This is a genomic window from Streptomyces sp. NPDC044003 (assembly GCF_056435185.1).
This window is the reverse complement of record NZ_JBWKFA010000007.1, coordinates 472849-496874: the sequence shown is the minus strand read 5'-3', so window position 1 is coordinate 496874 and position 24026 is coordinate 472849. Positions and strand designations below refer to the sequence as shown.

The 24026-nt window shown below is 69.6% G+C and carries 21 protein-coding genes and 6 pseudogenes; 17 read left to right on the top strand and 10 right to left on the bottom strand.

The features are described from left to right. Positions 1-568: 568 nt before the first annotated feature. Both AC07AW_RS28250 and AC07AW_RS28245 read right to left on the bottom strand, forming a co-directional pair. Complete coding sequence (locus tag AC07AW_RS28250) at positions 569-775, bottom strand: hypothetical protein (RefSeq protein ID WP_478818279.1); 207 nt, start codon at positions 773-775, stop codon at positions 569-571. A 160-nt stretch (positions 776-935) separates the two neighbouring features. Continuing rightward, complete coding sequence (locus AC07AW_RS28245; protein WP_478818250.1) at positions 936-1598, bottom strand: hypothetical protein; 663 nt, start codon at positions 1596-1598, stop codon at positions 936-938. 200 nt (positions 1599-1798) lie between these two features. Between AC07AW_RS28245 and AC07AW_RS28240 the strand changes: the two genes are divergently transcribed. From AC07AW_RS28240 to AC07AW_RS28225, 4 genes and pseudogenes are all read left to right on the top strand, one after another. Then, on the top strand, positions 1799-2083 hold the full coding sequence (locus AC07AW_RS28240) for an antibiotic biosynthesis monooxygenase family protein (RefSeq protein WP_478818249.1): 285 nt from the start codon (positions 1799-1801) through the stop codon (positions 2081-2083). Positions 2084-2498: 415 nt separating this feature from the next. Then, positions 2499-3368 carry a hypothetical protein gene (locus tag AC07AW_RS28235; protein WP_478818248.1) on the top strand — a complete coding sequence of 290 codons (870 nt, stop codon included), beginning with the start codon at positions 2499-2501 and terminating at the stop codon, positions 3366-3368. Between the two features lie 816 nt (positions 3369-4184). Beyond that, positions 4185-4820, top strand: coding sequence for a hypothetical protein (locus AC07AW_RS28230; protein ID WP_478818247.1), 636 nt, complete (start codon positions 4185-4187; stop codon positions 4818-4820). Between the two features lie 178 nt (positions 4821-4998). Continuing rightward, positions 4999-5178: pseudogene (locus tag AC07AW_RS28225) on the top strand (transposase); the annotation flags it as partial. On the opposite strand, the pseudogene AC07AW_RS28220 reads toward AC07AW_RS28225, so the two are convergent. After that, a pseudogene (locus AC07AW_RS28220) lies at positions 5176-5361 on the bottom strand (IS982 family transposase); the annotation flags it as partial. The pseudogenes AC07AW_RS28225 and AC07AW_RS28220 overlap by 3 nt on opposite strands. Between AC07AW_RS28220 and AC07AW_RS28215 the strand changes: the two are divergent. Further along, positions 5357-5482, top strand: a pseudogene (locus AC07AW_RS28215) (IS5/IS1182 family transposase); the annotation flags it as partial. The pseudogenes AC07AW_RS28220 and AC07AW_RS28215 sit on opposite strands and share 5 nt — an antisense overlap. Positions 5483-5484: 2 nt before the next feature. Here AC07AW_RS28215 and AC07AW_RS28210 read toward each other — a convergent pair. Together AC07AW_RS28210 and AC07AW_RS28205 are read right to left on the bottom strand one after the other, a co-directional pair. Further along, complete coding sequence (locus AC07AW_RS28210) at positions 5485-6102, bottom strand: hypothetical protein (protein WP_478818246.1); 618 nt, start codon at positions 6100-6102, stop codon at positions 5485-5487. 78 nt (positions 6103-6180) lie between these two features. After that, positions 6181-6345, bottom strand: a pseudogene (locus tag AC07AW_RS28205) (IS982 family transposase); the annotation flags it as partial. Positions 6346-6415: 70 nt separating this feature from the next. On the opposite strand from AC07AW_RS28205, the gene AC07AW_RS28200 reads away from it, so the two are divergent. The 6 genes and pseudogenes from AC07AW_RS28200 to AC07AW_RS28175 form a co-directional block, all read left to right on the top strand. Next, on the top strand, positions 6416-6805 hold the full coding sequence (locus AC07AW_RS28200) for a hypothetical protein (protein WP_478818245.1): 390 nt from the start codon (positions 6416-6418) through the stop codon (positions 6803-6805). Continuing rightward, a complete protein-coding gene (locus AC07AW_RS28195) occupies positions 6795-7358 on the top strand; it encodes a carbamoyltransferase C-terminal domain-containing protein (protein WP_478818276.1) in 564 nt (187 codons plus the stop codon). Before AC07AW_RS28200 ends, AC07AW_RS28195 begins: the two co-directional genes overlap by 11 nt. A 215-nt stretch (positions 7359-7573) precedes the next feature. Continuing rightward, positions 7574-8407: pseudogene (locus AC07AW_RS28190) on the top strand (ABC transporter ATP-binding protein); the annotation flags it as partial. Further along, positions 8399-8704 carry a DNA cytosine methyltransferase gene (locus AC07AW_RS28185; protein WP_478818275.1) on the top strand — a complete coding sequence of 102 codons (306 nt, stop codon included), beginning with the start codon at positions 8399-8401 and terminating at the stop codon, positions 8702-8704. The pseudogene AC07AW_RS28190 and the gene AC07AW_RS28185, both read left to right, overlap by 9 nt. Then, entirely contained in the window at positions 8704-9117 is a 414-nt protein-coding gene (locus AC07AW_RS28180) for a DnaB-like helicase N-terminal domain-containing protein (protein WP_478818244.1), read from the top strand. The genes AC07AW_RS28185 and AC07AW_RS28180 overlap by 1 nt, the downstream gene beginning before the upstream one ends. A gap of 217 nt (positions 9118-9334) precedes the next feature. Further along, a pseudogene (locus AC07AW_RS28175) lies at positions 9335-9667 on the top strand (transposase); the annotation flags it as partial. 170 nt (positions 9668-9837) lie between these two features. On the opposite strand, the gene AC07AW_RS28170 reads toward AC07AW_RS28175, so the two are convergent. The 4 genes from AC07AW_RS28170 to AC07AW_RS28155 all read right to left on the bottom strand — a co-directional run bounded on the left by AC07AW_RS28170 (position 9838) and on the right by AC07AW_RS28155 (position 15462). Continuing rightward, positions 9838-10590: a hypothetical protein gene (locus tag AC07AW_RS28170; protein ID WP_478818243.1), complete on the bottom strand. Its 753-nt coding sequence runs from the start codon at positions 10588-10590 to the stop codon at positions 9838-9840. Between the two features lie 4 nt (positions 10591-10594). Beyond that, positions 10595-10969 (bottom strand): hypothetical protein, encoded by a 375-nt coding sequence (locus tag AC07AW_RS28165; RefSeq protein WP_478818242.1) that lies wholly within the window; start codon positions 10967-10969, stop codon positions 10595-10597. Between the two features lie 287 nt (positions 10970-11256). After that, positions 11257-12414, bottom strand: a complete 1158-nt coding sequence (locus tag AC07AW_RS28160; protein WP_478818241.1) for a HAMP domain-containing sensor histidine kinase — start codon at positions 12412-12414, stop codon at positions 11257-11259. A 558-nt stretch (positions 12415-12972) separates the two neighbouring features. After that, entirely contained in the window at positions 12973-15462 is a 2490-nt protein-coding gene (locus AC07AW_RS28155; protein ID WP_478818240.1) for a hypothetical protein, read from the bottom strand. 439 nt (positions 15463-15901) lie between these two features. Between AC07AW_RS28155 and dhaK the strand changes: the two genes are divergently transcribed. The 6 genes from dhaK to AC07AW_RS28125 all read left to right on the top strand — a co-directional run bounded on the left by dhaK (position 15902) and on the right by AC07AW_RS28125 (position 22373). Next, positions 15902-16894, top strand: coding sequence for a dihydroxyacetone kinase subunit DhaK (dhaK, locus tag AC07AW_RS28150; protein WP_351191700.1), 993 nt, complete (start codon positions 15902-15904; stop codon positions 16892-16894). Between the two features lie 7 nt (positions 16895-16901). Further along, positions 16902-17543 (top strand): dihydroxyacetone kinase subunit DhaL, encoded by a 642-nt coding sequence (gene dhaL, locus AC07AW_RS28145; protein WP_478818239.1) that lies wholly within the window; start codon positions 16902-16904, stop codon positions 17541-17543. Continuing rightward, positions 17540-17998, top strand: coding sequence for a PTS-dependent dihydroxyacetone kinase phosphotransferase subunit DhaM (locus tag AC07AW_RS28140; protein ID WP_478818238.1), 459 nt, complete (start codon positions 17540-17542; stop codon positions 17996-17998). The genes dhaL and AC07AW_RS28140 overlap by 4 nt, the downstream gene beginning before the upstream one ends. A 275-nt stretch (positions 17999-18273) precedes the next feature. After that, positions 18274-20289 carry an NADPH-dependent 2,4-dienoyl-CoA reductase gene (locus tag AC07AW_RS28135; protein ID WP_478818237.1) on the top strand — a complete coding sequence of 672 codons (2016 nt, stop codon included), beginning with the start codon at positions 18274-18276 and terminating at the stop codon, positions 20287-20289. Positions 20290-20335: 46 nt separating this feature from the next. Next, positions 20336-20875 carry a PadR family transcriptional regulator gene (locus AC07AW_RS28130; RefSeq protein WP_478818236.1) on the top strand — a complete coding sequence of 180 codons (540 nt, stop codon included), beginning with the start codon at positions 20336-20338 and terminating at the stop codon, positions 20873-20875. 103 nt (positions 20876-20978) lie between these two features. After that, positions 20979-22373: an NAD(P)/FAD-dependent oxidoreductase gene (locus AC07AW_RS28125; protein WP_478818235.1), complete on the top strand. Its 1395-nt coding sequence runs from the start codon at positions 20979-20981 to the stop codon at positions 22371-22373. A gap of 46 nt (positions 22374-22419) precedes the next feature. Here AC07AW_RS28125 and AC07AW_RS28120 read toward each other — a convergent pair whose 3' ends face one another. Continuing rightward, entirely contained in the window at positions 22420-24021 is a 1602-nt protein-coding gene (locus tag AC07AW_RS28120; protein ID WP_478818234.1) for an alpha/beta fold hydrolase, read from the bottom strand. Between the last annotated feature and the right edge of the window lie 5 nt (positions 24022-24026).

The following is a 24026-nucleotide window of genomic DNA, read 5'->3' as shown; positions in this document are numbered from 1 at the left end:
CACCGAAGCACCAGCTCGGTCGTTCCGTGCCGGGCATGGGTTGAGCACGTGCGTCGAAACACCTCAGGGCGCGCCGAACCAGGCCGTTCTCCTCACAGCGGAAAGCGGCCTGATCACGTTGCGCCGATCATGGCGGGGGATTTCTAGTCAGGCTGTTGCGTCTGCGTCAACTGAGTTCACATACGGCGCATTTGAGAACAACGAAGGAAGATTGACATTTCGTCAACTCCTTCAGGGGGCGCACAGGCGTCCGACTTGGCGCGTCCGTCTCCCGACCGCGGCTGAACGATGCGGGCCGGCAGCCCGCGCCACCGCCGACCGGAGTGCCTCATGACCAGCCCCACCGCGTGCCGACCGATCGGCTTGCCGTCCTCGGGCGTGCCGCCGGCCGGGTGAAAGACGCCCGGCATCTGCCGAAGCGGTCACACGGCCGTAGGCCCCGCCCAGCGCGGGGCGTCGCGCCGACGACCCTCCTGCTCTCGCCCAATCCGCCGGAGTCGTCGGCCTGGGTGAGCAGGCCGAAGAAGGTCACCACCGCGGTGACATCGACTGCGGCAAGGCCTCCGACTCAAACGCAGGTGTACTTCGTGATGCGCGAGGGCTCGGCGGAAGCCTCCGCGATCCACCGCGCGCCCGTGGAGCAGCAGCAGAAGTTCTGGGCCGAGCGGGTCCGCGACGTCGGCTGGCTGACCGAGCGCTTCATCGAGGGCATGAAGACGAGCCCCTTCTTCTGCTCCCAGGAGATCGTCCAGGTGCGCATCGACAGCTGGTCCAAGGGCCGAGTGGTCCTGGCCGGAGATGCTGCACACTGCGCCTCCCCGTACAGCGGGATGGGCATCTCCGGCGGACTGATCGGGCGTGGTGGCACGCTGGACTGGACGCCTTCCGCCGACGGCACGGGCACGACACCAGCAGTACAGAGTGGCATTGCCTCTCTACCGCTCGGCGGTGCCGTCCTCACCATCGATCTCGTAGATCCGCTCTTGAAGCCGTTCACCGGCCCACTCCAGCCCGACGCCCAGGTCAAACCAGTGCCGATCCTTCCGCGTGGCGGGCCGTGAGAGGTTCACCGCCGCCCAGGAGAACACCCCCAAGAGGACGGAACGCCCGTGCTGCCTTGTCCGAACGGACAACGCAAACGGTGCGGCGAATGCCGCGCGGGTCACCAGCATGAGCTGCTCATCCTCAGAACCTGGACGCCCACCCGTGAGAAACCGAGGCGTTTCAAGGATCTTCACCCACTCGACCACCGCGTCTGCCACCTGGGCGCGCAGGGACTCCTCGATGCCTTCCCGGACGGCCATCGCGGGATCATCGCCAAGCCAGCCAAGCCAGTGATCAGGATCTGTGAGCTTGCTGAAGTCGTCCTGTGGCACCCCGTGACGGGGATTCTGCTGGTACTCACCTGTCAGCTTCCCGCTGCCATCCACCACCCACGCGCCGCGGATGGCCTCGGGAGGTACGTAGCCGTTCGGGTCGTCGATATACCTCGGGTCGATCTCGGCGACGCTGCCACCGGGATTCTCGGCAGCAGCAGCCAGCAGCGCCGGCTCGTCCGGTACGCCCCTACGTCGGCTTCGTGAACCAAAAAGCCCCACGTTCCCACCCCCACCCTTGCCCGCCTCGTTGACCCGGATTGTGCCGCAGCGGTCAGGACCGCATGGCCACAGCTGATGCCTGGTTCGGGGCACCGGTACGCCTATCCAGGTCACCTCCGGACGTCACCCGGGCGAGAGACGCTCGGTGGGGGTATGTCGTTTCACGCAAGGTGACCTTGGGACCCATGAGGAGATCAGCTATGTACGCAGTGATTCGGCGCTACGAAGGAGTGACGGACTCTGCCGAGGCAGGACGCCGAGTGGACGAGGGATTCGTGCCTCTCCTCCGCCGAGTCCCCGGCTTCGTGGCTTACTACTGGGTGGACGCCGGGGACGGAGTGATGGTCTCTACCAGCGTCTTCGAAGACCAATCCGGGGCCGAGGAATCGATCGAACGAGCGGCGGACTTCGTAAGGAACAACCTCGCGCCGCTGCTCCCCAACGGCCCTCAGATCACAGCAGGCCCGGTCGTGGCTGCAGGGTAGCGACCTACCAAGTGGGTCGCTGGATCCCCACCACCTCCACTCCGACGGCTCGCCCTTCACGGAACTCCGGCCAGAGCCACATTCAGCGAGCTTCATCAAGGCATGCGCGCGAGCGTCTGGACGAGCACGTCGACGACAATCCACTCACGGTGCTGAAGGCGGCCGGAGGGCCTTGGTTCAGGGGAAAGCGCGGGAGGTGGTCGGCCGCCCGCGCTCGGGGGTGGGGACTACGGGCGGCCGGCCCTTCGGGCTTCCGTCCTGTCGGATGCCGTGTTCCGAGCGTAGGGTGCGAGGGGCGAGGGAGGCCTGCAGGAGGGCGTTATACGGACCGCGCGGGTGACTGGACCAGGCATTCGGCGGAGCCGTTGCCAGTGTGATCGCCCTCGGCCCGGTGACTGCGGCGCACAGTGGGAACGTGGATGTGGAGAAGATCGCCGAGGAGCTGTACGGGCTGAAGCCGGCCGACTTCGTCGCGACGCGGGACGCGTACGTCGCCGAGGCCCGTAAGGCCAAGGACCCCGCCGTAGCGAAGGCGATCGCCGCGCTGCGCCGGCCCGCGCTCGCGGCGTGGGCCGCGAATCTCCTGGCTCGTCAGCGGCCGGAGGATACCGGGCAGTTCCTGACGCTGGGGGAGACTCTCCGGGAGGCCCACCGGACGCTCGACGCCGCGCAGCTGTGGGCCGCGAGCCGACAGCAGTACCAGCTCGTCACCGCGCTCGCCCGGACGGCCGCAGCCCTGGCACGCGAGGCGGGGCAGCCGGTGAGCGAGGCGGTGCTGCACGAGATCGAGCAGTGCCTCCACGGTGTGCTCGCCCACGCGGATGTCGCCGAACTGTGGGCGAAGGGCCGGCTGGTGAAGGTGCCCGAGGCCGCGGTCGGATTTGCCGCCATCGCCCCGGAGACGGCGCCCGCTCGGCCGGCCCCGGCGAAGAAGCCCGCGCCGAAGGAGAAGCAGGGCCGTGAGGATGCGCAGCGGCTGCGGGACCTCGAGCGGGCCCGTGCGGCGGGGCAGGAGGCCGATGCCGAGGTCGTCCGGCGCGAACAGGAGCTCAGCGAGGCCCGCACCGCGCAGGAGGCTGCGGCGGCGAGCGCTGAGGAGGCCGGCGAGCTGGTCCGCCGCCTGGAGGGCGAGATCCAGCAGGCACGGCAGGCCAGACGTGACCAGGAGGCCGCTGCGGCGGAAGGCAGCACGACCGTCAGGACCGCCGAGCGGGCCCTGCACGAGGCTCGCCGTGCCGCTCAGCGGGCCCACCGCGCGGTGGAGCGCCTGGAAACAGCGGAATAAAACCCTTGCGGCTCACCGGACGGGCGGCCGCCCCGACTGAGGCGCCCTCCTCGAGGAGCGCGACGTCTCCCACCTGCCGGCCGGAGCCTGGTGGTCAGGAGGAGGCGTCGAGATGTGCGCGGCGGGCGGTGACCAGGGGAGCCGAGCGAGGGGACCGGACGCATCCGCAGTCCGCGCTGCTCGTTGGCGTCACGATCACCTGCCAACGCCTGATCGGACCCCCTCCATGCCTGACACCGTCGACATCGCCTCCCTGCACCTGTCGATTCGCCACCGCCCCGTCCTCACAGCATCCAGCGAGCTCGTTCCCCCGCAGTCGCACTTTCGAGAGAACCCCGGATAAGCCGAGGTGATGTCATCTGAGACGTCTGGCGTCCTCTTCGTTCCATATCGAGATCACGTGCCCCTCGCCATACCGCTCGACAACATTTGCTCGGGCTTCACTCAACGACGAAGCCATCAGCCGAAATCGAATTTCCGATTGACCGGTGATCCGAATAAAGCCGACGTACTCGCGCTTCGGGACTCCCAGCGGGGCGCCCATCGTGTCTCCCCTCGCCTGGCGGGCTGGCGCCCGATGGGACCTGACGGTATCCCGTGACCAGGCGGACTTGGAACTCCTCACGAAATCATCTTCGAGATGGTTGGATCGCTCCGAGATCGGTGACTCAGTGCTTCAGTCGACTGGCAGGCTTCCGATCTGGCTGAGCAGGGGCAGCCCTGCCTGCTCTCCGGGCGTTCACCTCACATGCGGGTCGCGTAGGCTGGATCGGAAATGCCATGACCTGCGGCGATGGACCGTGGCACAGTCTCCGCATGTCCAACGACATCGCCTACCCCGTCTTCCGTACCCCCGACCCCATACTCGCCCTGAGCGTCGCGCGCCGCCTCATGGAGTTCGGCCGCTGCGAATACACCAACGTCTCCCTCTACGCAGAGCTCCGCTCCGTCGCCGAGGTGCGGCAGGGTGCGAAGGAGCTACCCGAGGGGTGGTTCCGGGGACAGGAACGGTACGGGGAGTTCGACAACCGGGTGCCGTTCGAGGACCGCCCCGCATGGCTCGTAGGCGTCCGGGGGTCCGCTCTGCCGGCCGACCCGACCGCGTACGAAGAGCGGCTGCCGGTGGACTACGAGTTGCTCGACCAGGCGGTCGGCAGCGTTGAAGACGCCTTCACGGCGGCGATCGGTCCGAGCGTGGGCGAGATCAACTGGCAGGACCTGAGCTGGCCGGACGCGCCCGAGGTGGGTTTTCACGGCGAGTCCAAGCACGCAGAGGTGACGCTCCTCCTCAACACCCGCACCCGCGAGTACGACGAGCCTGCCGATGATCACACCGTCCTCGTCCACGTTCGCAGCGTAGACGTCGACGGCCGTCAGCTGAGGGAGCCGTACGCGCACTGGCTCGCCGGACAGGTGGGACTCACCGTCATCGGGCCCGGACAGCGGTGTTGAAACCTGGTGGTCACCCCGATGAGTCGCGGCGGCAGCCGTGTGCCCCTGGCACGCCCGCAGCGTCATGAGGCAGCAAAACCTCCGAGGGCAGTCAGCGCACAGGGCAGGTGGCGTAGGTCCGTAGAGGCGTGAAGCGCTGACGGGCCGAGATGGATGAGCTTCCCGCTCAACCAGGCAACTGAAGCACGCAGTCACACGGGTACGGGGTGGCTCGCGGAAGCCGTGGGAAGTTGATGACGAGCTATGGGCGGTGATCGAGCCGCTGTTGCCCAGGGTCCAGCGTCGGCCGCGTGATCCGGGACGCAAGCGGCATCCGCATCGGCTGGTGTTCCAGGGCATCCTGCTCGTGCTGCACACCTGCCAGGGCGGAACGTTTGACGGTCTCGCGGGATCGGCCGCATTCCACCGGGGTGGAGTCCACGACCCATACGCCGTCGCTCCCCACCGAGGTGGTGGTGGCCAGGATCCGGTTGACGCTTCGCATCAGACCGGCGGCCTTGCGCAGCCGCTTGTTGTGGCCGGACTGCTGGGGCAGGACCGTAGAGCGATGTATCAATCGCCTCAAGCAGTGGCGCGGGCTCGCCACCCGATATGACAAGACCGCCACGATCTGTCTTGCCGCGCTCCACATCGCCGGGATCTTCATCTGGGCCGCGAGGTGACGTCAGTCGTCGAACCAGACGACGAGCCTGACGTCGTCGCCGCCGTGCAGTTCGGCGAGGGTGCGCATGACGGTCCAGACAGGGCCCCATTCGTCGTCGGGCACGGCGTCGCGGCGCCGGAGGCGCTCAACACGGAACATCTGGTCTCCATCGATCCACTGGGAGCCCTCCGGGAAGTGCTTGCTGGGCCGGACCGCGATATGAGCCGGCTGTCCGCAGAGGTCGACGAATCGCTGAGGAGCGGAGTAGTGCCGCTGGAGGAACTGCCAGTCGCCTTGCGGATCACGGTAGTACTCGCGGATGTGGGCATCGGGCCAGGCGGACTCCTCATCCCAGTCGACCCGCTTGATCTCTGCCCAGCTGACCCAGCTCGCGCTTCGCCCGGCCGTCGTCTCGTGGCCGTCGCGGACGCGGTTCGACACGTCGGCGGGCAGTCCACGAACAGGAGCCACCGGCACGAACTGTTCGTTGTCGCAGACGCCGAACAGACACCCAAAGGCTTCGTAGTTCCTCGGCACCTTCAGGTGGTCCAGGTCGATGGTGGCGTGCCAGAACGAGTCCGCCTCATGGTCTCGATAGTCACGGTGGCACTCGATGAAGCCCCAGATGTCCTTGCCCATGCCGCGATGATGCCGGGTTAGCCTCCAGCAGACCAGGCATTACTCTCCCCCCGAACTTGATCCAGAAGACACCCCCTAGCCGAGTACGGCCTGCATCGTGGCGAGGGTGACCAGTTCGGTAACGCTCAGGCGGGGCGTGAGGCCGACCGGCGGGCGCCACGACGCCAGGTCGGGATGCTCCTTCAGCATGTCGTCAGTCCTCTCATAGAGTGCTGTCGCGAGGGTGTCCACGTCGTTCGTCACAAAACGATCTTGGACACCCTCGTTCTCGTCTCCGCAGGCACCCCTTGGACCACACCACCAGGAGGAACCAGTGTCATACCCGCAACAGCTCACCCCCGAGGAGAAGCTCGCCGACGCGAAGAAGCTGTTGAGCCTCCCGCGTATCGTCGTGATCTGCGGCTCCACCCGCTTCATGACCGAGATGAACGAGGCCGATCTGCGGGAGACCAAAGCCGGAAAGATCGTCGTCAAACCGGGCTGTGACATGAAGTCGCCGCACGAACTCTGGTCCGATCCTGTCGAGGCCGAGGCGCTGAAGGTTCGACTCGACGATCTGCACCGGGCGAAGATCCGGCTCGCTGATGAGGTGCTCGTGGTCGGCGACTACATCGGAGACAGCACCCGAGCCGAAATCGCCTACGCCCGGTCGCTGGGCAAGCCCGTGCGGTTCACGCACCCCGTAGTCGACCCTGCCGCCTGACCGCCCGCTGCCGCCTCGACAACCAGGGCCGGCAGTCCTCGCCGAGCAGCTCGCCAACGGTCTGATCGTCGGGCTGTTCCAGGGCCGCGTCGAGGCTGGCCCCCGTGCCCTCGGCAACCGCTCGATCCTCGCCTCCCCTCGGGAGCCGGGCGTCGTCGAGCGGCTGAACGCCACGGTGAAGTTCCGGGAGCCGTTCCGACCCTTCGCCCCCATGGTGCTCGCCGAGCGCGCGTCGGAGTTCTTCGCTCTCGGCCAGGAGGCGCCGTACATGTCGATGGCGTCCGGCGTGACCGACAAGGCACGTGAGCTAGTGCCGGCCATCGTGCACGCCAACGGCACCTCTCGCCTGCAGACCGTCACCCACTCGCAGAACCCGTTTATGCACGAGGTCCTCCGCGCCTTCGCCCGGCGCACGAGCGTGCCAGTGCTGATCAACACCTCACTCAACGTCAAGGGCAAGCCGATCTACGGAACACCGGAGATGGCTCTCGACTGCCTGGCCAACTCGGGGCTGGACGCCCTGCTGCTGGAAGGGCGGTGGATCACCAAGTGAGGATCGGATACAGCTTCTGGGGTTTCCTCGGCAACGGGATCACCAACACACCGGACGGGGGCCGCAGCCACCGCCGCCCCCTGATCGACTCCCTCCTCGACCGCGGCCACGAGATCGTCTTCCTCCAGGCCAACCGAGACCTAATCGAGGCCGGCGACGACCTGGGCAACGGCTACACCTTCCACAGCGGCAGCCCGGACATCGACGCTCTGTTTCTGGAGTGGCGCTGGGTGATCGACGGACGCAACACCACACCGGCCTGTCCGGTGGTCACCGGTGCCGCTGCCGCCGTGCTGCGGACAGCGACAGCCGGCGCGATGCGTCCGCTCCTCGGCGCGGGAAGCGTGGGCCACCGGTTGCACGAGGCCCTGTCGGCGCTGGTCGTGGTGGGCATCGCCGCCGCACTGACCCGTGTGGCGGCCGCCGTGGCCACGTATGCCGAGCGTCTCATCACTCCGCGGCTCACCACCGAGGCGGACACCGCTCTGGTCGCGGCGGTCTGCCGCGTCGAGGCATCGGCGTACGCAGTGGACGGCTTCTCCGACCGCCAGGAAGCCGCGGAGATGGGCGTGATCCGCACCCACGTGATGGTCAGCGACACGCAGCGGTTTCTGTCCGCGCTGGTCAGGATGGTCACGGCCGCGGGGGCGCTCAGCGTGCTCAACCCGCTGCTGCTGCCGCTGTTGCTGCTCGCCGTGCTCCCGGCCGGCGTCGGCGCGGTGCTCACCGCCCGCGTCGACTACGAGATCCACTACGCGAACATCGCCGACCGCAACGTGCGCGGCATGGTGCGCTGGTGGTCGACGAACCCCAAGTACGGCGACGAGGTCCGCGCCAACTCGATGACCGACTACCTGCTGTACTGGTACAGCTCCCTGTCCGACCGCTGCGACCGGCGGAACCTGGCCGCGGCCCCGCGCACGCTGTGGATCTCCCTCGTCTCCTCCCTGGCCGCCGGCGCCTTCCTGCTCGCGACGTGGGGTGCGCTGGCGTGGCTCACCGCCACCGGACGGATCGCCGTCGCGCTCGCCGCGACGGCCGTGGTCGCCGCTCACCCAGCCCGCAGGGACTCTGTTCTTCGGACACCGCGCGAACGAGTGCACCTGGGCCGCCCGGCCGACCGCCGCCGCACAGGACCAGGAAGCCTGCCGCCGGATCCGATCCGGATCACCGCCGCCGAGGCCGGCATCCTGCAGACCTTCCCCAGCGACTACCCCTGCGCCGGAAACAAAGGCCAAGTCTTCGGCCAGATCGGCAACGCCGTCCCCCCACGTCTCGCCGCGCACCTCCTCGCCCCGCACCTCGACCGCACACTCTCCGCCGACGACTTCACCCTGGCCGCCTGATGCCCCACGCTTCCGACCCCTCCGACGAGGAACCGCCGTACGAACCGACCGAACACGAGCCGGTGTATTACGCCGAACAGGCACTGCTCGGCGCCCTCCTCCTCCGGCCCGAGCACCTCTCCCAGGCGGACGCACTGGAGGACGACGCCTTCTCCAACGCGACGCACGGAGCCCTCTTCGCCGCCATGCGGACCGTCCGGGCGCTGGGGCGCCCGTCCCCGCCGAACGGCCTGGACTGGCTGCGCGCCGTCCTGGAAGAAGCCCGCCAAGAGGCGCCGGCCCTGACCGCCGCCCACCTCCACCTACTGATCTCCGCCTGCCCCCGCACCGAACACGCCAGCACGTACGCGGCGATGTCGCGCACGCCCGGCGCTCCATCCGCATCCATGCCGAGGCCCTCGGCCAGGCTCTGAATCGCTCCCTGCCAGCGGGAAGCCGGACGGGGAAGACCTGCGGACGGGTGACCGCATCCAGTGCGACACAGGCGATCCTGTTGCACATCATCCGCGAGCAATGCTCAAGACCTGCGCATCAGCCCTGGGAGGGACGCGGAAGGCGTACGTTCCCGATTGATCCTGTGATGGTCACCGAGTAGGTCCGCGTTCGCAGCGCGGTCGGGAAGGCACGCCCGTGCTCAGTGTAGTCACCGCCGAAGGCTCCACCGAATCCGGCTCCCTGATCGACGAGATCGTGCGCGAGGGCGCCCGCCGGATGCTCGCCGCCGCCCTGGAAGCCGAAGCCAACCAGTACGTAGCCGAGTTGGCGGCCGAGATGGACGGAGCCGGCCGCCGCCTGGTGGTCCGCAACGGCTACCACCAGCTGCGGAAGGTGACTACCGCGGCCGGGACGGTCGAGGTGAAGGCCCCGCGGGTGAACGACAAGCGCATCGATGCCCAGACCGGCGAGCCCAAGCGGTTCTCCTCCACGATCCTGCCGCCGTATAGCCGCAAGTCCCCAACTCTTGACAATTACTCACGCCGCAGGCGCCGCCAACCGTGCCGCCGTCACGGCCAGCACCGCTCGTACGCATGCGAAGGAACCCCGACCGACCGGTACCGGCCCTCGCTGGCCTCCGCTTGCCTGACCGTGATCACCATCTGACAACTGACGGGGACAGCAGCGCTGACGAAACCTCAGCCTTGTGAGGCGAGCGCCAGCGCGGTGAGCATGCGGTGGGTCTTGCTGTCAGGAATCCCGGACAGCGTCACCCCTCGTTCGAGTACGGCCTCTTCGAGCTTGCGCAGCTTGCGCTCGGCCCGTTCCTTGAACTCCTCCGTGTCGTCCCCGTTCTTGGGCTTCACACGGATCGAAGCCTCCAGGAAGTTCAGGCCGACGGCTGACCACGCCTCCAGGTCGACCTCCAGGTCGTCGAGCGGAACGTCGTCCGCCTTGGTCGAGAAGATCGGCCCCAAAGCGACCAGCCCGTCGAACCGGACATCGCGCGCACAGGCGTGCAGGAACTGGTCCTGCACCTCGTCGATCGACGCGGAGGGATCGGCCCCGGGCTCAACGGCGGCAGCCAGTGCTCCCGGCGGGTGACTGTGCACCAGGGAGGCCGCCAGCACGCGGCCGTGCCTCGACCAGTCCTCCTCGATCTTGTACGTGAACGGCTGCACTTCGAACGGGGCAGAGAACCGGCCCACCAGCTGTTCCCGGGTACAGGGACGCAACTTGACGACCAGGTCGTCCGGACCGCCACCGGTCCTGAGCCGTATGATCACGCCGCCGTCCAGGAGCGGTACTTTCCCCTGCGCGACACCGTCCCGGTCCTCGGCAAACCAGATCCGACGCGTCATCAGCGCTCCCTGCGAAGCACCGAGCGCCGACAGTGCCCCCGCTACGTCACCCTCGATGTTCACCTTGATTTCGACCGGCAGCAGGTCCATGCCATCACCCCTGCACGCGTCTCAAAAGCCCGTGAAACTCTCCCTTCCAGGATATCGGCACCGCTTCTGGGCCGCAGTCCGGATCCTCTACGCACACCGCCCTGACCTCCACGGCCACCGACCAGACCTCCCTGATCCGTCGAGCCTTCAGCCGGTTCGCCAGAACCTCGGGGGGCCAGGCGGTCGCCGTCACATGCTTCACCCCGCCGAAGCGGGAGCTGGTCATCCAGTCCTCGCGGGCCTTCCGGTCGGTTCCGTCAATCGGCGAATATCCGGGGTGCGCGGACCGGAGCACCGACACATCTGCCGAGGCTCGACGCGCATGCTCCCTGACGTGGGCCTCTGCAGTCTCGGCGAGACCAGCTTCGATGGCATCCACGATCGCGGTGCGCTCGGTGAATGAGAGCCCGTGCGGTGGCCCGGTCCGGCAGGCTCAGCCTGCGGAGGCTCTCGCACGTAGCCCACCGCCTCCCGGCGCGCCCGTTCGACCTGGGGCAGGGTCGTAGCGGCGGAACACGTCCGCGGACCGACCCGGGCGGGTGGCAGCAGCCCCCGGTATCCGTAGAGTCGCTGGGCGTTGAGGCTGGGCCTGGTCCTGGCCTCGAACTCTCCGGGTCGCTCGACAGGACGCGTCCGCGCACGAGGCGCATGGTCCGGCGGGCCGCCTCACGCCCTCACGTCGGCGCCTGTCCGGTTGGATGCGTCGGGCAGGGGGAGTTCGATGCGGAACGTGCAGCCCTGACCGGGTGCGGTGTCGAGGGTGAGTCGGCCGTCGTGGGCGGTGACGAGGGCATGGGCGATGGCGAGGCCGAGGCCGGAGCCGCCGGTGGTGCGGGCGCGGGAGTCGTCGGTGCGGTAGAAGCGGTCGAAGACGCGGTCGCGTTCGGCGGGGGTGAGGCCCGGACCTTCGTCGGCGACTTCGAGGACGGCCCGGTCGTCGACGGTGCCGACGCCGATGCGGATCGGTGTGCCGGGCGGGGTGTGGGTGACGGCGTTGCCGATGAGGTTGGTGACGACCTGGCGGAGCCGGGCCTCGTCGGCGACGGCCGGGGCGGTGGCGGGCTTTCCGCCGCCTGGACCCGTGAGGGTCACGGGACGGGTCGCGTCCAGGGCGCGTACGTCGTGCAGCGCGTCGGCGGCCAGCGTGCGCAGGTCCATGGGGGCGAGGTCGAGATCGAGAACGGGTTCGCGGGCGGAAACCGCGTCCTCGTCGAGGCGGGCCAGGAGGAACGTCTCCTCCACCAGCTGGGTGAGGCGTTCGGACTCGGCGGCGATCCGGGTCATGGTCTGGTCGACGTCCTCGCGGGTCGGCAGGGCGCCCATCCGGTAGAGGTCGGTGTAGCCCTTGATGCCGACGAGCGGCGTGCGGAGTTCGTGTCCGGCGTCGGCGAAGAAGCGGCGGGTGCGGGCCTCGGCTTCCGCGCGGGCCTGGAAGGCGGTGTCGATCCGGTCGAGCATCTGGTTGAGACAGGCGGTCAGGTGGCCCACCTCGGTGTGGGGGGCGGCCAGTTCGGGGACGCGATGGGAGTAGTCGCCGGCGGTGATGGAGGTCGCGGTCTCCTCGATGCGGGTCAGCGGTCGCAGTCCGGAGCGGACGGCGAACCAGCCGGCGGCGGTGAGCAGCGCGAGCAGGGCGGCACCCACGGTCAGGGAGAGGTTCCGCGTCTTGGTGACGGTGCGTTCGACCTCGGCGAGGGAGGTCGCCACGACCACGCTGCCGCGGTCCTCGGCCCTTTCAGGGGGGAAGACCTGGACCCGCTGAGTGAGGGCGATGACCCGCCACTCGTGGTCGCCGTCCTTCGCGGGGACGGTGAAGCGGCCCATGCGGTGACGATCCCCGAGGGCGGGGAAGGGGTGATTCCCGGGAACCTCCGTTCCAGCTCGTCGAGCCTTCGTCGGGCCTTGTCACTGCGGCGAGTGGGGTCTATCGCCGACAGCAGTTCGTACTGCCCCCAGCCACAACGGCTGGGGGCTCCCTTCGTTCGTCGGCGCTGTTCCGTGGGCGGGTAGTACCCGAGAAGCACTTCGGTCAGGTGAACGAGGGCGTCGTCGGTGCAGTCGGTCGTGGCGGCCTCGATAAGTTCACGGGATGCCCAGCGGGGGCTGTCCACGCAGCCCAGGCGGAGGTTTCGCTGGTCGCTGCAGAGCCAGTCGAGCGCCTCGTCGGCCATTCCCAGGGTGGTGTGCAGCCGGCAGGTCAGGAAGCGAGCGATCTCCGTTGCCGATCCGCTCAGCCTCGTCAGGGTGTCGGCCGCGGCAGCCGGGTCGGTGGCCGGCAGGGCAAGCAAGGCGGTGTCGAGGGCAGAGAGCAGCTCGGCGTCGACACTCCCGCCGTCCCGTTGCCGATACTTCCAGCGACCGCCCGACTGCTGGTCGGAGCCATCAGCGGATTGGGCGATGTCCAGGACGAAGGGCAGGACGTTGTCCGTGTACGCCTTGGGGGCGGTCTCGGCGATCCGTGACAGGACGGTGGACGCGGTCTGCGAGTAGGCCGAGAGGTAGTCGGTCCCGACCGGCTTGCTGGTGCCGGCGTGGAGTGCCAGGGTCCGTGCCCGGTCGAGGTAGGTGCCGACAAGTCTGACTGCCGGAGCGGGGTCGGTCTCGGAGAGGACATAGAGCAGACCAGAAGTCGCTGTTGCTCGCGAGGGGGCCGCGGGCCTCGTCTGCCTGCCCTCTCTGGATCAGGTCGACAGCCAGGTCGACGAGGCCTGGGGTGAGGGACCATTCCAGGAGTGTGAGGAGACGCTGTCGCCACTCGGGTGTGGTGCTGATGTGGGGGCGTACCAGCTCTGTTGCCCGCTCTGGCCTGTGCCGTGCTGCGGCAAGCAGTTCGGCGAACGCGGCATCGGCGGTCTCGGCGGCGCCCAGCCAGCGTTCCCACCTGCCGTCGTGGTCTGCGGCATCGAACCAGACAGGCAGCGCCAGCAACCGGCGCACCTTGCTCGCGACCGGGCTCGCGTCCCAGGCGAACGCCTCGATGGCCAGCCAGTCCTCCAAGGCCGCGTCGAGCTGTCCGAGGACGGTGGTGATCACGTCGTGCAGGTGGGAGCGGATCCGGGTGGAGCCGAGCAGACGTGCTGTGGTCTCGCGAAGCCGATCTCGGTCTGTACCGGCCAGGTGCTCGAGGATTTGGCGGGTCTGCGCCCGTCTGAAGAGATGCTGTCCGGAGTCGGCCAGGAAGTCGTGGACGTCTCTGCCCGTGGTGAGGAAGGACCGGGCGAAGAGGTAGTCGAAGTAGGTCTCGTGGAAGAAGCCGATGTACTCCTCGTCGCCCACCAGGACTCCCTGCGACTTCAAAGCCTCGACATCCTCCAGCGGGTAGCTGTCGAGAAGGGCGAGGGGCGCCTGCAGACTCTCCCGTTCGCTCATGAAGGCGCACAGGGCGCCGGTGAGGCCCTGCCAGTCGAAGCGTTCCCTGCGGAATCCGATACGTCTGCGCACCTCCTTGGTGTATCCGCCGTAGAGCTGCTGCAAAGTCCGGTAGGACACGGCACGGGCTGCAGGAGGAAGGGCGCTGAAGACCGCCAGGTGCAGGGGGGTGCGCAGCAGCTCCAACGTCACCGGGCTCAGGCTGTCGGAATCGGTCCCGCCGGCGGCGAGCACGGCGCGCACCGACTCTTCGGCCAGTTCTCCCACCGGGAATCTCGCCGCTCGTACATCTGCGGCGATCAGCCTGCCGAGCCTGCCGTCCTGTTCGATGTCGACCGTACGGGCCACCAAAAGCACCTTGATGTTCGGCGTGACCGACAGTTGAGCTAGAACGTCTTCCACAGCTTCGAAGGCATCCGCCATGCGACCGCTGTACAGGCTGACAGCGTCCAGTTGGTCGATGACGAAAAGCCCCGGCCCCCCGTCGGCGACTCCAGGCAGCAGGATGCCGGGCGAATCCTCCAGATTCATCATGGCGCCGAGGTCTCTTGCCGTTCGCACCGACGGATCGGCTCCGTCCATACGAACGGCGGCGATCGGCCACCCTTGGTCTGCGAGCCGCTCCACCACATCCGCGGTAACGGTCGACTTGCCCGAGCCCGCTTGCCCCTCGCACAGCACGATCTGAGGACCGTCCTCCGCCACCAGCCGACCCTGCAGCTGATCAACGTGAGGGCGCGCAGCCAGTTCGAGGGTGGGCGCGCTACAGCGCACGCGCCGCAGGAACCTGTCTTTGGTGCCCGCCAGAGCATTGAGCGTGTTGCTGTCTCCGGCCAGCAGCCGGGGACGGACTCCATCAAGGGAAAGCAAGTGGTTGCGGATCTCCGACCCGGTGAGCCACTTGTGGAGGTTCTCGTCCAGGTATCCGCTCAGCTGCCTGACAATCGCCTCAGGATTTCCGACGAACAGCTGCTCGTAAGCGAGGTGGACCAGACGCCGCAGGTTCTCCGGTGGGTAGTGCTCCACGTGCATGGACCGGAGATATCGCCAGGCGGTCTCCCGACCTACGGGTTTGCCATCGTCAGTCCAGATGCCGAGAAGGGTCGTGAAGGCGTCCCCCTGGGTCTCGGTGAGAATCCCTTCGAACTCGGTGAGAGCGACAGCTGCCCTTGCGCGGTCGGCAAGATCGCGCAGTTCGGGCGATCCGGTCGAGAGGACGAGTCGCACTTTCTTGCCACTCGCAAGGTGACCTGCGACAGCCTTCAGAATCGTTGCCGTCGCACGTAGCGTCCAGGGCCCCTTCGAAGGCACGTCCTTCACCTGATCGCACCAGGTGTCCCCCTTGGTTTCGATCACGAACTCGATGCCGTCACCGGCCTGCCCCGGAGGCTCAAGGCGGATCCGCGAGGCCTCTCCGCGCAGGAGGTCCGCAACCCTCAGTGCGGTCAACCAGTCCTCGCACCGGTTGCCCGCCTTGTCCGCTGTCCCGCCCGACAACCCCATCGCGCATCACTTCCTCAGGACACCGCAACAGACTCCTCGGCGGGGAGCCCACGACTGAGAACCCTATTCCGCCGTCCTCGTTCGTGCTCAACGTTCGCCATGCGTCCAGCACGGCCACCCGCCGTCGAGCCGGTCGTCGCCACCCCTGGGCAGCGCTCAAAGCCGGCGGCTCGGGATCGGCCGCTTCCGACCGCCGACGCACCGGTGCACAGCCGCACCCCTGCACCGATAATTGCGCCATCATGCACAGGTGCAAAGAGCGCTCACCACAAGACGCCCTGATACTCCGTCAGGAAAGTCGGCAACGGGTCAGCATCAGTACCGCGCGAAACCGCTCCCAAGCGCCATGGACCGCCAAGATCAATAACAGGCATCACTCACCCTGACCTGCGAAAAGCCTGCTCAATCACGTGCCTGCTAGTCTCACAAGGAGGTATCCATGAGGATGTTGATCAACGTTCCGGAGACCGTCGTCGCCGATGCGCTGCGGGGCATGGCCGCGGCGCATCCCGAGTTGACCGTGGACGTGGAGCGGCGTGTCGTGGTGCGGCGGGACGCGCCCGTGGCGGGGAAGGTGGCCCTGGTATCCGGGGGCGGGTCCGGGCACGAGCCGTTGCACGGGGGGTTCGTGGGCCCCGGGATGCTGGCGGCCGCCTGTCCGGGCGAGGTGTTCACCTCGCCCGTGCCCGATCAGATGGTGCGGGCCGCGGCGGCGGTGGACAGCGGAGCCGGGGTGCTGTTCGTCGTCAAGAACTACACGGGTGACGTGCTGAACTTCGAGATGGCCGCGGAGCTCGCCGAGGACGAGGGCATCCAGGTCGCCAAGGTCCTCGTCGACGACGACGTGGCGGTGACGGACAGCCTGTACACGGCGGGGCGGCGCGGGACCGGCGGCACGCTGTTCGTCGAGAAGATCGCGGGCGCGGCCGCCGAGGAGGGCGCCCCGCTGGAGCGCGTGGAGGCGATCGCCCGGCGGGTCAATGAGCGGTCCCGGTCCTTCGGGGTGGCCCTGAGCGCCTGCACGACCCCGGCCAAGGGCAGCCCGACCTTCGATCTCCCCGAGGGGGAACTGGAGTTGGGGATCGGTATCCACGGTGAGCCGGGCCGGGAGCGGCGGGCCATGATGACCTCGCGGGAGATCGCCGACTTCGCCGTCGACGCCGTCGTGGAGGACCTGCGCCCATCCGGTCCGGTCATCGCCCTCGTCAACGGCATGGGCGCCACCCCGCTCCTGGAGTTGTACGGCTTCAATGCCGAGGTGCAGCGGGTGCTCGCCGAGCGGCACGTGCCGGTCGCGCGGACGCTCGTCGGGAACTATGTGACCTCGCTCGACATGGCGGGCTGCTCGGTGACCCTGTGTGAGGTCGACGAGGAGCTGCTGCGCCTGTGGGACGCTCCGGTGCAGACGCCCGCGCTGCGCTGGGGCCGGTGAGACGGGGATGGGAAGGGGGAGCGACGACGTGACGGAGACCTTCGGCGCCGGGTTCCTGGTGCGCTGGCTGGCCGCGGTGGCCGAGGACGTCGACCGGGAGGCCGACCGGCTCACCGAGCTGGACTCGGCGATCGGCGACGCCGACCACGGCGCCAATCTGAAGCGGGGCTTCGCCGCCGTGACGGAGACGTTGACCAAGGAGCCGCCGGGGAGCCCGGGCGCTGTGCTCACCGCCGCCGGGCGGCAGCTCATCTCGACGGTCGGCGGCGCTTCGGGCCCCCTGTACGGGACGCTGCTCCGGCGCGCCGGGAAGACCCTGGGCGAGGAGGCCGAGGTCGGTCGGGAGCGGCTGGCGGAGGCGCTCGACGCCGGTGTGGCGGCCGTGTCGCAGCTGGGCGGTGCCCGGGTGGGCGACAAGACGATGCTGGACGCGCTCGTGCCGGCCGTGGAAGCGCTTCGGAGCTCGTACGAGGCGGCCCGCGCCGCCGCCGAGGAGGGTGCCCTCGCGACCGTACCCCTCCAGGCGCGCAAGGGCAGGGCCAGTTATCTCGGGGAGCGGTCGATCGGGCACCAGGATCCGGGCGCGACCTCGTCGGCGCTGCTGTTCGCCGCGCTCGCCGACACCGCGCGCGCGGAGGGGGCGCGATGAGCCCCGCGGCCGGAGGGGCGGAGATCCCCGCTCCGGCGGGCCCAGTCCTTGTTCCCGCGCCCGTCGGCATCGTGCTCGTCTCGCACAGCGCGGCGGTCGCCGCGGCGGTGGCCGAGCTGGCCCGGGGGCTCGCCGGTGGTGGCGACCTGGCGCCCGTCCTGCCCGCGGGCGGGACGCCGGACGGTGGGCTCGGGACGAGTGCCGAGCTGATCTGCGAGGCGGCGAAGGCCGTCGACCGAGGGGCGGGGGTGGCGCTGCTGGTCGACCTGGGCAGCGCGGTCCTCACCGTGAAGGCGCTGCTCGCCGAGGGCGACGAGCTTCCCGAGGGCTGCCGCCTGGTGGACGCGCCGTTCGTCGAGGGCGCGGTCGCCGCGCTGGTGACGGCGAGCGCCGGCGGGGACCTCGACGCGGTGGCGGCCGCGGCCTCGGAGGCGTACGCCTACCGCAAGGAGTGAGGGTCGGATCCGTGTGCGTGGAGTGACCGAGGGGCCGCGCCGGGTGGCGACCGTGTGGTGATCCAGCGGGCCGCATCGATGTCGCAGGGCCCTGGTGTACGGACATCCGGTGCGGTACCGGTGCGGCCCGCGCTCGTACGGATCCCGAAGGCTACCGAGTAGTAGATATCACTCCCAAATTCTTCTGCAACTAGTTGCAGAAGGCGCGCGGGGTCACCTAGAACTGAGGTCGACGACCCCTGCGGTCGACGACCGCTGCGCGAGGAGGCGCCCCCATGACCCCGTACCCGCACCTGCTGAGCCCGCTCGACCTCGGGTTCACCACCCTGCCCAACCGGGTGATCATGGGGTCGATGCACGTCGGCCTGGAGGAGACCGAGCACGGTTTCGAGCGCATGGCCGCCTTCTACGCCGAGCGGGCCCGGGGCGGCGTCGGCCTCATCGTCACCGGCGGCATCGCACCCAACGAGGCCGGCCGGCCCTGGGACGGCGGCGCCAAGCTCACCACCGCCGAGGAGGTCGCCGAGCACCGGCTGATCACCGACGCCGTGCACGCCGAGGGCGGCCGGATCGCGATGCAGATCCTGCACTTCGGCCGGTACGCCTACCACCCGGGGCTCGTCGGCCCCAGCCCGATCAAGGCGCCCATCAGCCCCTTCGTGCCGAACGAGCTGTCCGACGCCGAGGTCGAGCAGACCGTCGAGGACTACGCGCGCTGCGCCGAGCTCGCCAAGGAGGCCGGCTACGACGGCGTCGAGGTGATGGGCTCCGAGGGCTACCTCATCAACGAGTTCATCGCCGCCGCCACCAACCGGCGCACCGACCGCTGGGGCGGCTCGTACGAGAACCGGGTCCGCTTCCCGCTGGAGATCGTCCGCCGGATCCGCGAGCGTGTCGGCGAGGACTTCATCCTCGTCTACCGCCTCTCCATGCTGGACCTCGTCCCCGGCGGCTCCACCCTGGAGGAGGTCGTCCAGCTCGCCAAGGAGATCGAGGCCGCCGGCGCGACCATCATCAACACCGGCATCGGCTGGCACGAGGCGCGCATCCCCACCATCGCCACCTCCGTGCCGCGCGGCGCCTACACCTGGGTGACGAAGAAGCTGATGGGCGCGGTCTCCGTGCCGCTCGTCACCTCCAACCGCATCAACACCCCCGAGGTCGCCGAGGAGATCCTCGCCGACGGCCGCGCCGACCTCGTCTCGCTCGCCCGTCCGTTCCTCGCCGACCCGGAGTTCGTCGCGAAGGCGTCCGCCGGTCGCGCCGAGGCCATCAACACCTGCATCGGCTGCAACCAGGCCTGCCTCGACCACACCTTCAGCCTGAAGATCACCTCCTGCCTGGTCAACCCGCGTGCCTGCCACGAGACCGAGCTGGTCCTCTCCCCCACCCGCCTCGCCAAGCGCGTCGCGGTCGTCGGCGCGGGCCCGGCCGGTCTGGCGTGCGCGGTGTCGGCGGCCGAGCGCGGTCACTCCGTCACCCTCTTCGACGGCGCCGCCGAGATCGGCGGCCAGCTGAACATCGCCAAGCGGGTGCCGGGCAAGGAGGAGTTCGACGAGACGCTGCGCTACTTCCGCGTCCAGCTCGCCGAGCGCGGCATCGACGTCCGCCTGAACACGTACGTGTCCTCCACCGACCTGGAGGGCTACGACGAGGTCGTCGTCGCGACCGGCGTCACCCCCCGCACGCCCGGGATCGCCGGCGAGGACCACCCGAGCGTCCTCAGCTACCTCGACGTGCTGCGGGACGGCGCGCCGGTCGGCGAGCGCGTCGCGATCATCGGCGCGGGCGGCATCGGCTTCGACGTCGCCGAGTTCCTCACCGACGGCGGCGAGGGCGCGAGCCAGGACCCCGAGACGTACTTCCGCCAGTGGGGCGTCGACACCTCGTACGAGAACCGCGGCGGACTGCGCGCGCCCGAGCGGAACGCGCCGCCGCGTCAGGTGCACCTGCTCCAGCGCAAGACCTCCAAGGTCGGCGCGGGCCTCGGCAAGACGACCGGCTGGATCCACCGCACCGAGCTCAAGCACCGGGGCGTGACCATGGTGGCCGGCGTGTCGTACGAGCGGATCGACGACGCGGGCCTGCACGTCACGATCGACGGCGAGGCGCAGCTCCTGCCGGTCGACACGATCGTGCTCTGCGCGGGACAGGAGCCGCGCCGCGACCTGTACGAGGCGCTGGTCGCCGCCGGCCGCTCGGCGCACCTGATCGGCGGTGCGGACGTCGCCGCCGAGCTGGACGCGAAGCGGGCGATCGACCAGGGCACGCGGCTCGCGGCGGCCCTCTGACCTCCGGTCCGTGATCACCGTGGCCGGCCGAACCTAGGATGCGAGCATGTCCCTCCCGCACGCGATCCTGACCGCGCTGCTCGAAAAGCCGTCCTCCGGCCTCGAACTGACGCGCCGCTTCGACAAGTCGATCGGCTACTTCTGGTCGGCCACGCACCAGCAGATCTACCGCGAGCTCGGGAAGCTGGAGCAGGCGGGGCACATCCGCGCCCTGCCCGCTCCGGTGCCCGCGCGGGGGCAGAAGAAGGAGTACGAGGTGCTGCCCGCGGGCCGGGCGGAGCTGACCGAATGGGTGGGCAGGGCGGAGGACCCGAAGCCACTCCGGTCGGCCCTGCTGCTGCGGATGCGGGCGGCGGCGATGGTGGGGGCGGCGGGGCTGCGGGCCGAGCTTCGGCGGCACCTCGCCCTGCACCAGGCCCAGTTGGACGAGTACCTGGTCATCGAGGCCCGGGACTTCCCGTCGGAACGCCGCCGGACCGAACCGGACCGGCTGCGCCACCTCGTGCTGCGGGGCGGGGTGGATCTGGAGCGGTTCTGGGTGGGGTGGCTGACGAACGCGCTGGCGGAACTCGGACCGGAGGGGTAGCTCCGCCCTCTCACGCCCCCCGTTCCAGGCCCGGCGCACGCGACGCGGCCCGCATCGGCGTGGATACTGGTCAGTTGTAGTTCCACGACACGAAAGGGCGGGTATGACCGACGACTTGGGGCGCCGCGCGACACGTCACGCGGTGGTCATCGGGGGAAGTCTCGCTGGACTACTGGCCGCTCGGGTACTCGCCGAGCACGCCGAGAAGGTGACGGTCGTCGAGCGCGACCGCTTCCCGGAGGGACCCGAGGCCCGGCCCGGCGTCCCGCAGGGCCGGCACCTCCACGTCCTCATCGCGGGCGGGCAGCAGGCCTTCGACGAGCTGCTCCCCGGCTTCACGAAGGAGCTCGGCGAGCTCGGCGCGCCCAAGGTGGGCGTCCCGGAGGACATGGTCCAGTGGCAGAACGGCAAGTGGTTCCGCCGGACGCCCGCCAGCGCGCACTTCTACTCGGGTGCGCGCCCGCAGCTGGAGTGGCTGGTGCGGCAGCGGGTGTTCGCCGACCCGCGGATCGAACTGGTCGAGGGCCACGAGACGGTGGGCCTGACCGGCGACTCCTCGCGGGTCAGGGGCGTACGGCTGCGGGAGCGCGGCGCGGGTGCCGAGAAGGAGACGCGCGTCCTGGAGGCCGATCTCGTGGTCGACGCCTCCGGGCGGTCCACCAAGTCCGCCGACTGGCTGGCAGGCATCGGCGCCGAGGCCCCGCACGAGGAGACCATCGACACCGGTCTCGCGTACGGCACGCGGGTCTACCGCGCCCCGGCCGGGGTTCTGGACAGCGACGCCATGGGCTACTTCATCGTGCCCAACCCCGCCCAGGAGTACGGGGCCGTCGTGCTGCCCGTCGGCGACGGCACCCATCTGGTCACCCTCTCGGGGCTGCGCGGCAACGAACCGCCGACGGAGGAGGGGGCGTTCGAGGACTACGCCAAGCGGATGCCGCACTCCGTCATCAGCGAGTGGCTGGCGCAGGCGGAGCCGGTGTCCCCGGTGTACGGCTTCCGCAAGACCGCCAACATCCGTCGCCGGTACGACCGTCCGGGCCGCCGCCCGGCCGGTTTCCTCGCCACCGGCGACGCGCTCTGCGCCTTCAACCCCATCTACGGGCAGGGCATGGCGGTCGCCGCGATCTCCGCCGTCGCCCTGCGCCGGGCGCTCGCCGACGCGAAGCGCACGCCGACCACCCAGCAGGTGCAGCGCGCGCTCTTCGACGCGTCCCGGCAGGCCTGGGACATCTCGACGGGCGCCGACAAGAAGATGCCCGGCGCCGTCGGCGGCGCGGCCGGTCCCGGCGCCCTCGACAAGGCGGTCGGCTGGTACATGAGCCGGGTGCAGGCGCGGGCGGCGGGCGACCCGGTCGTCGGCGTCCCCTTCCGCAAGGCGCTCACCCTCACCGCCCCGATGACGGCGCTGTTCGCCCCCGCGGTGGCGCGGGCGGTGCTCTTCGGGCCGGTGCGCGAGACGCCGGCGGAGCCGCCACTGCGCCGTACGGGCGGTTAGCGGCGCGAGGGGGCGGCGGTGGACCTGCCACCGCCGCCCCCTCGGCTCACGTGCCGATCTCGAACGTGGGCGGCTTCAGGCCCGCGAGACAACTGGTGTCCGGCGCGGTCGGGCTGTCGAAGAACGAGACGGTCATCGTCTGCGCGCACTTCGAGTCGGCGAACACCACGTGGGCGACGTACGGCACCGTGACGACCGTGGACCTGCTCAGCGTGCGACCGGCGTACGCCCCGCTGCTCGGCGCGGTCTGGGAGTCGAAGCCACCGGACAGCACGAGGGTCGGGATGTCGCTGCGCGTCACGCTTCGGATCGAGCGCGGCGCCGGGGGGATGTCCCAGACTCGGCAGTCGTCGTGCATCCAGGGGAGAAGCGGAGCATTGGCCAGCACCGAGCGGGGGAACGACGGGAACAGGCGCCGCCCCGCCCGAATGATGTCGGCCTGGCTCTCGTACGGTGTCCACTCGCTGCAGAAGACGCCGTTGGCGATCCCGAGGGAGGCCCTGCCGATGGCCTGCGGGCTGACCTTTCCGCCTGCCCACTGCTCGGCGATCCGCCGCGGGTTGCCGTGGGCCAGTTCGTCGATGGAGCGGGGCACTCCGGGCGCGAGATGGCTGGCGAAGGTCAGCCAGGTCACCAGGACTCCGCCGTCCAGCGTGACCCTCACCGGCTCCGTGCGGCCCGGGACGGTGACCGTGGTGGTGACCGGTCGGGCCTCCAGTTCGACGACGAGTCGCTCGAAAGTGGCCTTGAGGTTCGGATAGCGGTTGTTGCAGGCGGGCTGCTCGGCGCAGGTCTTGAAGATGCTGTCGAAGCCCTCTCGTGCGGCCTTCCAGGTCACGGCCCCGCCGGCCAGGGACGGCGGCAGGACGCCGTCGATGCCGACCGACCGGATGCCCTTCGGGTGCAGGCGCATGTACTGGAGCGCCAGGTCGGTGCCGTAGGAGATGCCGAACACGTTCCACTGCCTGATGCCCAGCGCCCTGCGCAGGTCGTCGTAGTCGGCGGAACTCTCGGTGCCGGCGTAGGTGCCGAGGTCGGCCCCGCGGCTCACCAGCAGGTCACGGCACTTCCGCGTCTCCTCGACGTGCAGGCGCCCGGTGGACCGCGCACCGAAGACGAGATCCAGGTTGTTCGCGACGAACTCGTCGACGTTCGGGCAGGTGAGCTCCGGGTCGGCCGAGTAGGTCCCGCGCTGGGACATGAAGATCAGGTCGCGGTCGCGGTTGAGGCCGCCGTCGAGCGCCATCTGGATCTCGGAGACCGCGTCGTCGCCGGGCCCGCCGGCGAGCCACACGATCGGGTCGGGCTGCGGTGTTCTCGTGGCCGCCGGGATGATCGCGACCCCGAGGGTGATCTTCTTGCCCCAGGGCCGGGAACGGTTCTCGGGCACGGTGAGGGTGCCGCAGTTGGCCGTCTCCAGCGGGGGTGACGGATCCGCGGTCCTCGGGCAGGGGCCGGGTTCGAAGTGGGCGTGGCCTCCGGTCCCGGCGCGGGTGCCGAGCGGGGCCGGGGCGCCGGACTCTGCGTGGGCGGGCGTCACGGCGAGGCCGGCGAGGAGGCCTGCGGTGAGGACGCCGGCGGTCGCTCCGGTCAGTGCGGCCGGGAACCGTCGCGCGGTGCGCCGATGGTGGGGTGGGCATGGGGACATCGTGC